General features: G+C 59.2%; 15 protein-coding genes. 13 read left to right on the forward strand and 2 right to left on the reverse strand.

What is annotated here, in order from left to right; translation table 11 throughout:
• The first annotated feature begins 95 nt into the window (after window positions 1-95).
• From GA0061101_RS04935 to GA0061101_RS04975, 9 genes are read left to right on the forward strand one after another with little or no spacing between them, the layout of a single operon-like run.
• Complete coding sequence (locus GA0061101_RS04935) at window positions 96-779, forward strand: MtnX-like HAD-IB family phosphatase (RefSeq protein WP_037196096.1); 684 nt, start codon at window positions 96-98, stop codon at window positions 777-779.
• A gap of 20 nt (window positions 780-799) precedes the next feature.
• Window positions 800-2,221: an aspartate aminotransferase family protein gene (locus GA0061101_RS04940; protein WP_037196099.1), complete on the forward strand. Its 1,422-nt coding sequence runs from the start codon at window positions 800-802 to the stop codon at window positions 2,219-2,221.
• A 4-nt stretch (window positions 2,222-2,225) separates the two neighbouring features.
• Complete coding sequence (locus GA0061101_RS04945; RefSeq protein WP_092573151.1) at window positions 2,226-3,179, forward strand: arginase family protein; 954 nt, start codon at window positions 2,226-2,228, stop codon at window positions 3,177-3,179.
• A complete protein-coding gene (locus tag GA0061101_RS04950; protein ID WP_037196102.1) occupies window positions 3,176-3,529 on the forward strand; it encodes a DMT family transporter in 354 nt (117 codons plus the stop codon). The genes GA0061101_RS04945 and GA0061101_RS04950 overlap by 4 nt, the downstream gene beginning before the upstream one ends.
• On the forward strand, window positions 3,526-4,398 hold the full coding sequence (locus GA0061101_RS04955; RefSeq protein WP_037196103.1) for a fatty acid desaturase family protein: 873 nt from the start codon (window positions 3,526-3,528) through the stop codon (window positions 4,396-4,398). The genes GA0061101_RS04950 and GA0061101_RS04955 overlap by 4 nt, the downstream gene beginning before the upstream one ends.
• Window positions 4,388-5,203 carry an alpha/beta hydrolase gene (locus tag GA0061101_RS04960; RefSeq protein ID WP_037196105.1) on the forward strand — a complete coding sequence of 272 codons (816 nt, stop codon included), beginning with the start codon at window positions 4,388-4,390 and terminating at the stop codon, window positions 5,201-5,203. The genes GA0061101_RS04955 and GA0061101_RS04960 overlap by 11 nt, the downstream gene beginning before the upstream one ends.
• Window positions 5,184-6,332 (forward strand): GNAT family N-acetyltransferase, encoded by a 1,149-nt coding sequence (locus tag GA0061101_RS04965; RefSeq protein ID WP_047553776.1) that lies wholly within the window; start codon window positions 5,184-5,186, stop codon window positions 6,330-6,332. Before GA0061101_RS04960 ends, GA0061101_RS04965 begins: the two co-directional genes overlap by 20 nt.
• Window positions 6,332-6,757: an EamA family transporter gene (locus GA0061101_RS04970; protein ID WP_063835582.1), complete on the forward strand. Its 426-nt coding sequence runs from the start codon at window positions 6,332-6,334 to the stop codon at window positions 6,755-6,757. The genes GA0061101_RS04965 and GA0061101_RS04970 overlap by 1 nt, the downstream gene beginning before the upstream one ends.
• On the forward strand, window positions 6,757-8,097 hold the full coding sequence (locus tag GA0061101_RS04975; RefSeq protein WP_051963419.1) for an SAM-dependent methyltransferase: 1,341 nt from the start codon (window positions 6,757-6,759) through the stop codon (window positions 8,095-8,097). The genes GA0061101_RS04970 and GA0061101_RS04975 overlap by 1 nt, the downstream gene beginning before the upstream one ends.
• Here the strand turns inward: GA0061101_RS04975 and GA0061101_RS04980 are convergent.
• Complete coding sequence (locus GA0061101_RS04980) at window positions 8,038-8,823, reverse strand: MipA/OmpV family protein (protein WP_425349989.1); 786 nt, start codon at window positions 8,821-8,823, stop codon at window positions 8,038-8,040. The two genes, GA0061101_RS04975 and GA0061101_RS04980, sit on opposite strands and share 60 nt — an antisense overlap.
• Before the next feature lie 648 nt (window positions 8,824-9,471).
• Here GA0061101_RS04980 and GA0061101_RS04985 point away from each other — a divergent pair.
• A complete protein-coding gene (locus tag GA0061101_RS04985; protein ID WP_092573153.1) occupies window positions 9,472-10,218 on the forward strand; it encodes a phosphatase PAP2 family protein in 747 nt (248 codons plus the stop codon).
• 39 nt (window positions 10,219-10,257) lie between these two features.
• On the opposite strand, the gene GA0061101_RS04990 is transcribed toward GA0061101_RS04985, so the two are convergent.
• On the reverse strand, window positions 10,258-10,899 hold the full coding sequence (locus tag GA0061101_RS04990; RefSeq protein WP_092573154.1) for a DUF1007 family protein: 642 nt from the start codon (window positions 10,897-10,899) through the stop codon (window positions 10,258-10,260).
• Between the two features lie 464 nt (window positions 10,900-11,363).
• On the opposite strand from GA0061101_RS04990, the gene GA0061101_RS04995 reads away from it, so the two are divergent.
• The 3 genes from GA0061101_RS04995 (at window position 11,364) to GA0061101_RS05005 (ending at window position 13,709) form a co-directional block, all read left to right on the forward strand.
• Window positions 11,364-11,735, forward strand: coding sequence for a DUF2255 family protein (locus GA0061101_RS04995; protein WP_037196109.1), 372 nt, complete (start codon window positions 11,364-11,366; stop codon window positions 11,733-11,735).
• A gap of 14 nt (window positions 11,736-11,749) precedes the next feature.
• On the forward strand, window positions 11,750-12,733 hold the full coding sequence (locus GA0061101_RS05000; protein WP_092573155.1) for an aldo/keto reductase: 984 nt from the start codon (window positions 11,750-11,752) through the stop codon (window positions 12,731-12,733).
• Between the two features lie 190 nt (window positions 12,734-12,923).
• A complete protein-coding gene (locus GA0061101_RS05005; protein ID WP_092573156.1) occupies window positions 12,924-13,709 on the forward strand; it encodes a carboxymuconolactone decarboxylase family protein in 786 nt (261 codons plus the stop codon).
• Window positions 13,710-13,716: the final 7 nt, after the last annotated feature.

The raw sequence follows: 13,716 nt of genomic DNA on the forward strand, positions 1-13,716 counted from the left end.
TTCCTGTCTGTTTTCATTTTCGCATCATTTTCAGCTCATGCCTGGCTCATCCGCGGTTGTTAGACGCAACTAGGGATATGGTGAAAGGGTATTTCATGCAGGTGTTTTGCGATTTTGATGGAACCATATCCATCGAAGACGCGACGGATATGGTGTTGTCCCGTTTCGCCGGTTCCGAGTGGGAAGACATAGAGCGGCTCTGGAAGCAGGGGCAGATCGGTTCCGGCGAGTGCATGCGCCGGCAGATCGCTCTCATTCAGGCAAGCAGGGCGGAGCTCGATCAGTTTCTCGACACGGTGTCGATCGATCCGGGTTTCGAAAGCTTCCTGTCCTATTGCCGCCGCGATGAATTGCCCGTGACCGTCGTCAGCGATGGCGTCGACTATTTCATCCGCCGCATTCTGGCGCGTCATGGCATCGAAGGTCTGCCGATCGTTGCCAACGTGCTCACCTGCAGCTTCGGCCAAGGCGCTGAGTCCTATTCGCTGTTCCCGCCGTTTACGGCAACGGGCTGCGTGTCCGGGTCGGGCGTCTGCAAATGCCGCGTTGTCGATAGCGCCGATCTGCAGGTCTACATCGGCGATGGGCGAAGCGATTTTTGCGTTTCCGACAAGGTGGACCTCGTTTTCGCGAAGGCCAAGCTTGCCGACTACTGTGACGAAAACGGCATTCCCTATGTCGCTTTCGAGGACTTTTCCGATCTGCTTCCAAAAATGGAAGCCGTTCTTCCAAGCGTCGTACGGCGCCCCCGTGTGCTGCCGCATTCCAAGACAGCATGAATCTGACTGAGAGGCATTGAATGAAAACGAATGTAGCCGAAGCCTTCAGTGGCGACACGCAAGCGCCCGTCCGTTCCGAGGAGGAGTTGCGTGTCCTCGAAGAGACCTACTGCTCGCACGGCGACACGGTCCACTACACGGACAAGCCCAAATTCTTTGAAGAATGCGAAGGCTCCTTTGTCTACGACCGCACAGGAACACCGTTTCTGGATCTGCAGATGTGGTATTCCGCCGTCAATTTCGGCTATCGCAACGAGCGCCTGAACAACGCTGCGCATCGTCAGCTCGATCGGCTGCCGCAGGTCGCATCGCAATATCTGCATCGTGAAAAGGTGGAGCTTGCGGCGATGATCGCCCAGGATGCCGAACTCAAGTTCGGGCACAAGGGGCGCGTTCACTTCAACGTCGGCGGTTCGCAGGCCGTCGAGGATTCGCTGAAGCTGGTGCGCAATTATACCGGCGGCAAGAGCCTGATGTTCGCCTTCGAGGGCGGCTATCACGGCCGCACTCTCGGCGCTTCGGCGATCACCTCGAGCTATCGCTATCGCCGCCGCTACGGTCATTTCGGAGATCGGGCGCAGTTCGTCGAGTTTCCGTATCACTTCCGCGGCCCGAAGGGCATGTCGAAGGAAGAATACGGGCACTACTGCGTCCAGAAGTTCGCCCGTCTGTTCGAGAGCGAATATAACGGTGTCTGGGATCCGAAGGCGGGCAAATCGGAATATGCCGCGTTCTATATCGAGCCGATCCAGGGTACGGGCGGCTACGTCATTCCGCCGATGAACTTCTTCGTCGAGCTGAAGAAGGTGCTGGACGAACACGGCATCCTGCTCGTCGTCGACGAAATCCAGATGGGCGTCTACCGCACCGGCAAGCTCTGGTCGATCGAGCATTTCGGTGTCTCGCCCGATATCCTGGTTTTCGGCAAGGCCATCACCAACGGGCTCAATCCGCTTTCCGGCGTGTGGGCAAGGGAGGAAATGATCAATCCGACCATCTTCCCGCCCGGCTCGACGCATTCGACATTCGCCAGCAACCCGATGGGGACCGCCGTGGCACTCGAAACGATGAAGATGTTGGAGGAAGAGGATTTCGGCGCGGCCATCATGGCGAAGGGCGCCTATTTCCTCGACGGGCTGAAACAATTGCAGAAGCGCCATGCCATCGTCGGCGAAGTCGACGGGCTGGGCCTAGCCCTGCGGATGGAAATCTGCAAGGACGACAGCTACACGCCCGACAAGGCCACGATGGACTGGCTCTGCGATGAAGGCATGAAGGGCGACCTGCAGGTCGGCGCGAAGATGTACGGCCTGGTGCTTGACGTCGGCGGCTACCACAAGAACGTCATCACCTTCGCGCCCAATCTGCTGATCACCCGCGAAGAGATCGATCTGGCTCTTGCCCTGCTCGATCAGCTTCTAACGCGCGCCGCCCGGAGATAAGACGGTGCAACTCCTGCTTCTTCATCTCGATGATGCGTTGGAGTTGCAGCCGGATTTCGTGCGCGCCTGCAAGTTTGCGGGCGCGTACCAATATTTCGACAAGGATACGGGCCGAGAGATTCGGCTATGGGGCAAGCAGAAAGCTCTTGCGGAGCTCGGCCGCAAAATCGTCAAGAATACGCCGGCGCCGGCCAAGGGTCCGCAGCTCTGCTTCATGGGATCCGGCGATTTCCATCACATCACGGCGATGCTGCTAGCCGGCGCGTTGGAGCGGAAATCCGGCGCGGCGACGTTGATCCATTTCGACAATCATCCGGATTGGGTTACCTTCGACGGCGGCATGCATTGCGGCTCCTGGGTCAATACCGCCCTTGCCAATCCCGGTATCCAGAAGGTCATCACGATAGGCGTCTGCAGCCACGATCTTCGCAGCCCGGAACGCAAAGGGGCGAACCTGCACTGGCTCGGTGAAGGCAAGCTCGAGCTCTATCCCTACGAACATCCGCCGAGCCGCGTGCTGACCGATTATGGCAGCGGCGCCAGCTATCGGCAGGAAAAGGGTGCGCTGCACTGGAAATCGATCTCGGAGATCGGCGAGGAAAATTTCATCGACCGCATGCTCAGCCGTATTCGCACCGAGGCTGTCTATGTTACCATCGACAAGGATGTCCTTGCCGCCGACGATGCCGTCACGAACTGGGATCAGGGCCGCATGCGGCTGCCCTATCTGCTGGCACTGATCAGCGAAATCGGCAGCCGTCATCGCATCATCGGCGCGGATGTCATCGGTGACTATTCCGCTCCGAGATATGCCGGCAGCCTCAGGACCCAGCTGATGAAGCGAGCCGAGATCTTCATCGATCAGCCGCGCGTCCGGCAGGGAGCTGAAACGACCAGAAACATCAACAGCGCGGCCAATCACGCGCTGCTGGAAGTGCTGGCGGAGTACATGCAATGAGTGGCATCCTGACCCTTCCCATGCTTGGGCTCATACTCTTCTGCGTGCTGGCAGAGACGGCCCGCGAGGTTTGCTTCAAGCAATCGGCCAGCGAGCATACGCTGCTTTCAGCAATGGCGAAGCCGGTTACCTGGCTCGGTATCGTGTTCTGGGCCGTGGAGCTTTTTGCATGGACGGCCGTTCTGGAGCACGTTCCGCTCACCATCGCCTTTCCCCTTATGGCGTTGAGCTATGTCGTCATCGTGTTCGCCGGTGCCGTGATCTTCAAAGAAAACATCAACCTACGCCATGCAACGGGCGTGTTCTTCGTGACCGCCGGCGTGGCCTGTGTGGGAGTTACCGGACTATGAAAATTTTCGCGCACACCAGATGGGATGTGGCGCCGGTTCTGGCCGCCGTCGCGCATCTTGCTTTCGATGTCTATCTGATCGTCGGCTTCGAAAACCGTCCCCTGTGGCTCTCGGCGGTTCTCGGCTGCCTGTATGCCGTATCGATCTCCTGGAACATCAACAGCATATCCCACAATTTCATCCACACGCCCTATTTCAAGCCGCGCTGGATGAACTACGCCTTCAGCCTGCTGGAGTCGGTCGCGATCGGCTTTTCGCAGACCTATTATCACTGGGTGCATATGCGCCATCATTCCGGCAACAGCGACAGGCCGGACGAAAAGGGCGATACCATCGATCTCTTGTCGATCTATCGCCACGGTCGTAACGGACAGCCCGAGAATGTGTGGTCCTACACATTTATGAGCTTCTTCCGCGACAGTCTCGGCGATATTCATAAGGCTATCTCCCGCAACCGTCCGTTCGATGCGGCCTGGGGTCGGTTCGAGCTCTTTTTCTTCCTCGGCCTTGCAGCCATCGCGCTCCTCTATGACTGGAAAGCGGTGCTGTTCTTCGTGCCATTCTATTATCTCGGCAATTGCCTGTCGTCCCTGAACGGCTACTACGAACATCTGAACGGCGATCCGGACGAGCCGATCGCCTGGGGCGTTTCCAGCCACAAGTCGTTCTACAACTGGCTGTGGTTCGGCAACGGCTATCATGCTGAACATCATTACCGGCCGCGCACCCACTGGACGAAACTGCCGACACTGCACGAGCAGATCAAGGAAGAGCAGGAAAAAGCCGGTACGCATGTCATCAGCACCTGCCACGCCCTCGGCTTCATGGCCAAGGAGAACCGGCAGTCGGAGCTCTCTCATGAAAGCTGATGAGTTGAGCTTCTTCATGGAGGGCTCAAATGGAAAAGGCGTGCTTCTTGTACACGGACTGACGGGCGCACCGGCGGAAATGAAGCTGATCGCCCGCCAACTCAATCGCAAGGGTTACAGCATCTATGCACCGTTGCTGGCCGGCCACGGCGTCGATGCCGGCACGCTGCGGCGCACCCGCTGGGAAGATTGGCTCGATAGCGTCGTCGAAGCCTCGGCGTTGCTCGCCACGCGAACGCAGGAGGTTTTTGCCGCCGGCATCTGCGTCGGCGGAAAGCTGGCGCTGCTGGCCGCCGAACAGCAGCCGAAGGCGATCGACGCGGTGGCTATCTACTCGCCCTGCTTTCACTATGACGGCTGGGACGTTCCCTTCTATTATCCGTTATTGTCGTCGCAGATAGGCTGGCTGTCCCGTATTCCTTTCCTCGATCGCCTGAGCTTCAAGGAGACGGCCTCCCTCGGGATCAAGGACCAGCGGATGCGCCGGCTGATCGAGGGCATGGCAGGCGAGGGCATTCTCGAGAAATTCCCCGGCAAGGGGCTGGTCGAGATGCATCGGCTGGGCAAGACCCTCCGCGGCATGCTGCCGAATATCCAGACGCCGACGCTGATCCTGCACGCCGAGGACGACGACCTCAGCAGTCCGAAACACGCACGCTACATCTCCGATCACATCGGCGGCCCGCATGAGCTGAAATGGATCAAGGACAGCTATCACATGATCCATGTGGACCGACAGCATCGCCAGGTGGCCGATTTCACTGCGGATTTCTTCGAGGCGCGCCATGTCGCAGCCGCTGCTTAAAACCGTGCCCAAACCGACGGGCAATCCGGTGGCCCAGGTTCACTTCAGCATCCGTGCGATCGGCCGCGATGCCTGGAACGCCTGTTTTCAGGGTCAGGTCGAGGATTACGATTGCCTGCTTGCCATCGAGGAAGCCGGCATCGAGGGCTTCGAATGGCGCTATATCACCGTCGTCGAAGATGGACGGATGAGCGCCGCCATGCCGGCTTTTCTCTGCCTCTATGCGTTGGACACAACGCTGGAAGAGGGCTTCCTGCGTAGGTCCGTGCGGCGCGTGCAGCGCCATTTCCCGAATTTTCTGAAGCTGCGCCTCGCCTGCCTGGGGTCACCCTGCACCGAGACGGGCGCGATCGGCTTTCACCCCGACGTGCCGGACGAGCGCCGTGCCGTGCTGTTTGCGGAGATGCTGTCTTTCTTCGAGCAGTTTGCCGTCACGGAAGATTGCGCGCTCGTCGGTCTAAAGGATATTCCGGAACAGGTTTCCGCCGAGCTTGGCGATCCGCTTTCCGCACATGGCTATGCCTCGATCGGCGCTTTGCCGACGGCGTGGCTCGACATCGATTTCAAGACGATCGACGACTATCTCGCCAAGCTTTCCTCCGGCACCCGCAAGGACATGCGGCGCAAGCTGAAGTCCTTCGAACAGGTCAGAGTCGAGATCAGGACGGATTTCGGTGCGTTCCTGCCCGAGGTGATGACGCTCTATCACGACACGCGAAACCGCAGCGACTGGCAGTTCGAAGAGCTCACCCCCGAATATTTCGAGGGAATTCTCACCCGCATGGGCGGCCGTTCCTACTGCGCCTTCTACTTCGTCGAGGACCGGCTGCTCGCCGCCAATCTGATCGTGCATGACGAGCATGTCGCCATCGACAAGTTCTTCTGCATGGATGGCGAAAAGGGGCGGCCGTACAATCTCTATTTCCTGAGCTGGTTCACCAACCTGCGCTATTGCCTGGATCATGGCATAAGCCGCTATCAAAGCGGTCAGGCCTATTATGAAAACAAGATCAGGCTTGGCAGCAAGCTGACGTCCAACGCCATGTTCTTTCGCCATCGCAATCCCGTCCTTCAGAGACTGCTGCGGCTGGTGTCGCCGCTGTTCTCGACAGATGAGGCGGGTGCGTGATGCCGATGCGTTTTTCCTGGCTTGCCGTGCCGGTGCTCAACACGCTGTTCCAGTTCTTCATCAAGCATGGGGCGGAACAATTGGGCGATGGCGGCGCGGAGGCATGGTTGTGGCAGGCGCTTTCCTCCTACTGGATATTGGCGGCGATCGCCGTCGAGATAGCCTGCTTCTTCATCTGGATGAATGTTCTTTCCGAGCTCGATCTCAGCCGGGCCTTTCCGCTTTCTGGTATCAGCTACGTGCTGATCATCGCGACCGGCTGGTTCGTCTTCGGCGAACGGATCGTTGCCCTGCAGGTGATCGGCAGCGGCTTGATCCTGACGGGCGTCTGGCTGATCGCAAGCGCCAACGTGGAAGCCGAGGATCACGGCGACTGGAACGCGAAGCACGACGCACCGCGCACCGTTGCCGGCAAGGATAGATGATGTCCAACCCGCAAGCTGAAAATCGCCCGAGGGGCAAGGGTTATGCCGTTTTCTCCAGCCTTGTGGACTGGTGCCTGAAACGCGCTCTTTCGTCCATCGTCACGCGCGGCGCGCTGACCGTGACGACCGCAAGCGGTCGTGTCTTCACATTCGGCGATGGCACCGGCGAGCCGGTGCGTGTCCGTTTCACCGATGACCGGGCGCAATGGGCTCTCCTGATCGATGCCGATAAGAGGCTTGGCGAACTCTACATGGACGGCCGTTTCATCGTCGAGCAGGGCTCCCTCTACGACTTCGTCGCCATGATGCTGCGGGAGGCGCAGAACAGCACCCACCCGCTGATCGCGCGCGTCATCGATCATGCCCGAACCAAGCTGCGGATTTTCCGTCATCGCAATCTTCCGGGTCGTTCAAGGGCCAATGTCGCGCATCATTACGATCTCGATGGCCGGCTTTATGAGCTCTTCCTCGACCCCGACCGGCAATATTCCTGCGCCTATTTCGAACATGCCGACCAGTCTCTCGAAGAGGCGCAGATCGCCAAGAAAAGGCATCTGGCCGCCAAGCTCGTGATCGAGCCCGATAACAGCATTCTCGATATCGGCTGCGGCTGGGGCGGCCTCGCGCTGCACCTGGCCGAACATGCGCCTGGAGGTTACGTTCTTGGTGTCACGCTGTCCGAAGAGCAGCACGCCTACGCCTCCAAGCGCGTGGCCGACAAGGCCGGTGGAACGCCGGCGGAAGTTCAATTCGCGCTCAGAGACTATCGCAGCCTGACCGGCCGCTTCGACAGGATCGTCTCGGTCGGCATGTTCGAGCATGTCGGTCTCGCCTCCTACCGCACGTTCTTCCGCAAGTGCGCCGAACTGCTCGAGGATGACGGCATCATGGTGCTTCACACCATCGGCTGCTCGGCGACGCCCGGCTTCACCACGCCATGGCTCGACAAATACATCTTCCCCGGCGGCTATATTCCCGCACTTTCTGAGATCGTGCCGGAAATCGAGGCGGCGGGTCTTGCGATCACCGATGTCGAGGTGTTGCGGCTGCATTATGCGAAGACGCTCGAAAGCTGGCGGGCTCGTTTCATGGCGCGCTGGCCCGAGGCCGCGCAGCTCTATGACGAGCGCTTCTGCCGCATGTGGGAATATTATCTTTCGACGGCGGAGGCTGCCTTCCGCTATGAGGATCTTGTGGTCTTCCAGATCCAGATAGCCAAGCGCAACGACGTCATTCCGCTTACGCGAAACTACATCGCCGATCATGAAGCGCGCAGCGCCTCAAAAATTGACGTTGAAGGTTCTGTTGAGGGTAAAGCCGATAATATTCTGATCGGGTGAGCCGAACTTCGAGGTGATCGGGCTGTCGGCAGCATCGCCCACCAGACGGTTATATTTCTCGTAGACCTGCACGCTCCACTCGGGCGAGATCGTATAGGTCGCAGCCACCGTGAAACCGACAGATTTCACGCCGGCACCGGCGTCGAAGGCGCTGACATGACCGTTCCTCGCGGCTTGACCCGCCGAGATGCCAAAGTTGCTGCGCATGTAGATGGAGTTTGCCAGCGATAGGCGAGGCCCGGCGGACAGGAGCCATTTGTCGCCGACGGGCTGAAACCAATCGAGCGCGAGATCACCGACCAAGCCATCGCCGCCCCAAAGGGACTGGCGCACTTCCGTCCGAAACCGAAGCTGATTTTGCATCAGCCAATATTGTGCGAAGCCGCCGGCATCGAAATTCCAGCGCACCCTGCGCTGGCTCCGCAGCTGCAAATTGTTGAGGTCAAAACGGTCATCCCTCAAGCCGACCACAGGCCCGATTTCGAGGCCGTGGAAGTCGAAGAGAGTATAGTCGAAATTATCGTCCGGAGCGCTGTATTCCGTGGCCTCGCCGAGGCGATGGAAATCGAAAGAGGGCAAGGCGCCGAAGGTGTAATGCTTCGATCCTTCGTAGCTCGGACCATACTCCACGGTAGCGCCGAGCGTCACGACCCAAGTACTTGATGAAGGCTTTGCGGCATCCTCGGCCATGGATGATGCGGGAAACGCGCCGATGGCTGATGTCATCAGCACCCCCAATCCGGCCATCGCCAGCAACCGGGCGGAGAAAGATGTCCCAACACTTAACACTCTGACTACACCCGATCCCTGATCGCCCTTGCGGGACTATTATCACAGCTCAACGTTCCGAAAATAGCAAAAATTTTTGCGGCAATCATTGTGCCAGGATGACGGCCGAAACGTTTTGCATCGTTTGTGGAAGATGGGTCGCGGCGCTCATGAGGTTTCATTGCTTGCCACCGGGAATCTCGATCCTTGGCCGCGAACCGGTCTTGGCGCTGTTGTCGTGTTCCCTTGCGGGCAATCGAGATGCACCTCGTCATGAACGAATAAATCCCCTGTTACCGTCGGCGATTGTAGAGCGCGCGGACGAGAATAGAGGCGCAACATGTCATGAACCTGAAACGCCCTGGCGCCAAACGTGGCGTGATTGTTTTTTCCCCGCGGTTGGAACCTGCCGATTTTATCCCTAGATAGCCATCGTCCCGTTTCGGAAAGAACTCCGGTCCGGACGTTTTCAGGACGACCGGCTTTCGGTGCGTCACGGTTGTGCAAGCCGAGGCTTTTCGATTGGTGCGGAGCTTGGGCCGAAGATAGATTTCTTTCCAGATATGGAAGAGGCAACGTGAAAATGCGACAGGCAGGCGATACGGCATGAACGATCAACGGTTTCGCAAACCAGGCATAATGGGATGGTTGAGCCGCTTTGAGCCCCTGCTGCTCGTGATGTTCGCCGCCCTTTCGGGCGGAGTTCTTCTGTTCGTCTCTCTGACGGGCGAGGTTCTTGAGGGAAGTACAAGGGGGTTTGACGAGGCGATCTTGCTGGCGCTTCGCCAGCCTGGTGACCTGTCTATTCCCATAGGACCGAGCTGGCTGACCCATGCGGTCAAGGACATCACAAGTCTCGGCGGCATCACTGTCCTCATGATGATGACGGTCCTGGTGACGGTCTATCTGTTGCTCGACCGGCAGCGCGCCGTTGCCATCCTCGTATTAGCCTCGGTGCTTGGCGGATGGGCGCTGAGCACGACGTTGAAGCTCGGCGTTGCGCGGTCGCGGCCGGATATCGTGCCGCATCTGGTCGAGGTTCATGATCTAAGCTTCCCGAGCGGCCATGCGATGGTATCGGCGGTTACCTATCTGACGCTTGCAGTGCTCATTTCCGGTACGCGACGCTATCGCTCGACGCGCATCTTCACCATCGCGGTCGGCATCCTGCTGACATTGATGATCGGCGCGAGCCGGGTCTATCTCGGCGTGCACTATCCGACCGATGTTCTCGGCGGCTGGTGTGCCGGGGCGACCTGGGCGCTCGGCTGCTGGATCATCGCCCGCCGCTATATCTCGCTATCCCGAGGCATCGAAGGTTCGGCGCGAATCGATGCCGGCTCGCCTGATTAAGGTGATGGCGTCAGGCCGGGGGCAGGCCCTCGCGCAGCATCAGCACTGAACTTCCAGCCTCGTTGCCACGAGCAGCGAGTAGTCCGTGCCCTTCGGATCACTGAAGAACATGCTGGTGAGGGCTGCCTGGTTCTCCGCCATGACTTCCTTGGGGTTGGGCCTCACAACCTTGCTTTTGCAGCGGCCGAAGGCTGCTCCGGACGTCGCTATATCGTTGTCGGTGGCGAAATCGACCGCCGTGTAGAGCGTCTTGTCATAAATCCCGAAGATCGTGGTACCCTTGAGAAAGGTCTTCTGCTCGGGCTTCAATGAAAAGGTAAGGCTCAGCGAGCCGTCCTTGTAGTCTGCCTGGATCACGTCGGGCTTGGCCATCGGCACCGCTTTGCCGTTGCTGGTGACGTTCGTATAATAGCCGTACTGCGCAAGCGAATCCCGGACCGTCTTGCCGACGGCCTTAAGTTCGCTCGCGCTGAGCGTCTGGTTGCCAGCCTTGTCGTAATCCATGAGGACCGAGGAGGAAAACACCTCGTCGAAGCTCCAGACGTTGCGCAGCTCGCTGATGGAGCCGTCGGGCGCCGCCACGACCTCGAACTTGGCATCGATGAAGATATGCGGATGGGCAAGGGCGGGCACAGGCAGAAGCGCCAGCATCGCGATCAGCAGGGGCGTCTTTCTTTTCATGCGAGCAATACCGCGTTCTGTCCGTCAATTCGAGGTGCAGACCTGAACGTCAATTGAGACTGATTTGAGACCCGCATCCCCTAGTGGCTCAAGGGACGATCGGCAAGGGGCGAAGCATGTCTGCGGTTACAGCACCAGGCGAGATAGCCGTTGGCTCCTATCCCCGGCCGATGGTTCCCCGTTGGCGAAAGGCGATGGGCCGGGCGCAGACATGGTACCGCCGCTGTGGACGATGGTCGGGCTGGGCTTGGGATCTTCCGAAATCGAAGTGAGCCAGGGATTCCAATCCCTTTACGGCGACGGCACGTGAAGAAATGCATGATGCCTCTCTCATCTTCAGCACATTGATGAATCGGGCACATAAGTCCTAGCAGAAATAGGCCAATAGTCGGCAGACGGCAATTCTCTAGATGATGTCTGTCACCGGACAAAATTGCAGGCCGGCAGGCCAGGAGAAATGCCGTATGGCATGGGAGAAGGAAAGGCTCAAGCAAATCGCCGAAACGGACGATCTGCATATATCGCCGTTCAGAGATGACGGCGCGACCTATGGCACGCCAACATGGATCTGGTCGGTCGCTGTTGAGGGCGGCCTCTATGTTCGCGGATATAGCGGCGCGAGATCTCGGTGGTATCAGGCAGCAATCCACCAGAAGGCAGGCCGGATCACTGCGGCCGGCATGGTGATCGAGGTTCTGTTCGAGGCCGCAAAGGGCGAGATCAACGACAAGATCGATGATGCCTATCGCACCAAATATTCGAAGAGCACTTATCTGGCTCCCATGATCGGGGAGCGTGCGCGTGCAGCGACCGTCAAGATCACGCCGCGCGATTAAAGGAGAATACCGACATGCAAAAACGCACGCTGGGCCAGGGCCTCGAAGTCTCGGCACTTTCCCTGGGCGCCATGGGATATGGAGCGGCTCGAGAACTGCCTGACCGAGACGACATGATCAAGCTCCTGCGGACGGCCGTCGAAAGGGGCATGGACTTCTTCGACACCGCCGAAGTCTACGGTCCGTTTACGAATGAGGAGATGGTCGGCGAGGCTCTCGAGCCTCTTCGCGATCAGGTCAAGATCGCCACGAAGTTCGGTTGGGACGTCGATCCGGATACGGGCGTCAATAGCGGCAATGTCAACAGCAGGCCGGATCACATACGAAGGGCGATCGAAGGCAGCCTCCGGCGGCTGCGAACGGACCATATCGACCTCCTCTATCAGCATCGGGTCGACCCCGACGTACCGATGGAGGATGTGGCTGGTGTCGTGAAGGATCTCATCGCGCAGGGTAAGGTCCGTTGGTTCGGTCTATCCGAGGCTGGGGCGAATTCCATACGCTGTGCCCACGCCGTCCAGCCCGTCGCGGCCCTGCAGAGCGAATATTCGCTTTGGACCCGCGAGCCGGAGGCCGAGATACTTCCAGCGCTTGAAGAGTTGGGCATCGGCCTCGTCCCCTTCAGCCCGTTGGGTAAGGGATTCCTCACCGGCAAGATCGATGTCGATACCTCCTTCGACAAGTCGGACATGCGTAACAGTATTCCTCGCTTCGCCCCCGAAGCAAGGGAGGCGAATCGGAAGCTTATCGATCTTATTGGGCGCATCGGTGGTCGCCATGGCGCCACGCCAGCCCAGGTGGCGCTTGCCTGGCTGCTTGCGCGGAAGCCCTGGATCGTGCCGCTCTTCGGGACGAGAAAGCTCGAGAGATTCGAGGAAAACGTCGGCGCAATCGACGTGCATCTGACGATGGAAGACTTGAACGAGATCGAAGCCGCGAACATCGAGATCCAAGGTGCGCGGTATCCGGAGGAACATATGAAGCGTGTCGGGATTTGACGCGCTGCCCTCATGATCAACGTCGTCGGTTGCGAGAGCATCGTGTCCTCTGCGATGCCGGGGCCGCTCATGTGCCAGGCCCATAAGCCCTATCAGCAACGGACATCTAATCCCTGAGATGTCGGCACCCATCTGTCAGCATGGGTGCCGAACGTTTCGGCCCAGTCTCGCTGTCGAAAAGGATAAGGATATGAACAAGCTTACCGCGACTGCCCTGTCAATGACGCTGGCCGCATCAACGCCAGCCTTGGCCGAGGACGACAGGAAAGGGCTCGCCTCCGCACCCATCACGATGGGTGATGTCCAGGCCGTCTCGCCTGCGCTTGCAAAATACACGCAAGACGCACTGCTCGGCGACCTCTGGAAGCGTCCGGGTCTCTCGCCTCGTGATCGCAGCGTCGTGACGGTGGCGGCGCTGATTGCCCGAAATCAGCCGATCGAGATGCCCTACCACTTCAATCTGGCGCTCGACAATGGCGTGACGTCCGCGGAACTCTCGGAGATCATCACACACCTCGCCTTCTATTCCGGCTGGGCCAATGCCATCACGGCTGTCGCCGTCGCCAAGGACGTCTTTGCCGCCCGCGGCATCGGCGCGGAGCAGCTACCCGAAGTGTCGCCAACCCCTCTGCCGCTGAACGAGGTGGCGGATGCTCAACGCGCTGCGAGCGTGGAGCAGAACGTCGGGCCGGTCTCGCAAGGCGTCGTTCAATATACAAACACTCTGTTGTTCAAGGATGTCTGGCTGCGGCCTGGCCTCGCTCCCCGCGACCGCAGCCTCATCACCGTCACGTCGCTGATCTCCTGCGGCCAGGTGGCGCAGATTACCTACCATCTCAACCGGGCCATGGATGCCGGGCTGACAAGGGAACAGGCGTCCGAGCTGCTGACGCATCTGGCCTTCTACGCCGGTTGGCCGAACGTCTTTTCGGCCGTTCCTATCGCCAGGGACGTGTCCGAAAAGCGGGAAAGCTGAGGGCACA

The sequence above is a fragment of the Martinezella lusitana genome (genome assembly GCF_900094565.1).
GTDB lineage: Bacteria > Pseudomonadota > Alphaproteobacteria > Rhizobiales > Rhizobiaceae > Rhizobium > Rhizobium lusitanum.

Bases quoted from the DNA above. Each gene is read 5' to 3' on its own strand.
- GA0061101_RS04965 (WP_047553776.1), top strand. From the start codon at position 5,184: ATGTCGCAGCCGCTGCTTAAAACCGTGCCCAAACCGACGGGCAATCCG.
- GA0061101_RS04980 (WP_425349989.1), bottom strand. From the start codon at position 8,823: ATGACATCAGCCATCGGCGCGTTTCCCGCATCATCCATGGCCGAGGAT.
- GA0061101_RS04990 (WP_092573154.1), bottom strand. From the start codon at position 10,899: ATGAAAAGAAAGACGCCCCTGCTGATCGCGATGCTGGCGCTTCTGCCT.
- GA0061101_RS05000 (WP_092573155.1), top strand. From the start codon at position 11,750: ATGCAAAAACGCACGCTGGGCCAGGGCCTCGAAGTCTCGGCACTTTCC.
- GA0061101_RS05005 (WP_092573156.1), top strand. From the start codon at position 12,924: ATGAACAAGCTTACCGCGACTGCCCTGTCAATGACGCTGGCCGCATCA.
- GA0061101_RS04970 (WP_063835582.1), top strand. From the start codon at position 6,332: ATGCCGATGCGTTTTTCCTGGCTTGCCGTGCCGGTGCTCAACACGCTG.
- GA0061101_RS04940 (WP_037196099.1), top strand. From the start codon at position 800: ATGAAAACGAATGTAGCCGAAGCCTTCAGTGGCGACACGCAAGCGCCC.
- GA0061101_RS04960 (WP_037196105.1), top strand. From the start codon at position 4,388: ATGAAAGCTGATGAGTTGAGCTTCTTCATGGAGGGCTCAAATGGAAAA.
- GA0061101_RS04935 (WP_037196096.1), top strand. From the start codon at position 96: ATGCAGGTGTTTTGCGATTTTGATGGAACCATATCCATCGAAGACGCG.
- GA0061101_RS04955 (WP_037196103.1), top strand. From the start codon at position 3,526: ATGAAAATTTTCGCGCACACCAGATGGGATGTGGCGCCGGTTCTGGCC.
- GA0061101_RS04975 (WP_051963419.1), top strand. From the start codon at position 6,757: ATGTCCAACCCGCAAGCTGAAAATCGCCCGAGGGGCAAGGGTTATGCC.
- GA0061101_RS04985 (WP_092573153.1), top strand. From the start codon at position 9,472: ATGAACGATCAACGGTTTCGCAAACCAGGCATAATGGGATGGTTGAGC.
- GA0061101_RS04995 (WP_037196109.1), top strand. From the start codon at position 11,364: ATGGCATGGGAGAAGGAAAGGCTCAAGCAAATCGCCGAAACGGACGAT.
- GA0061101_RS04950 (WP_037196102.1), top strand. From the start codon at position 3,176: ATGAGTGGCATCCTGACCCTTCCCATGCTTGGGCTCATACTCTTCTGC.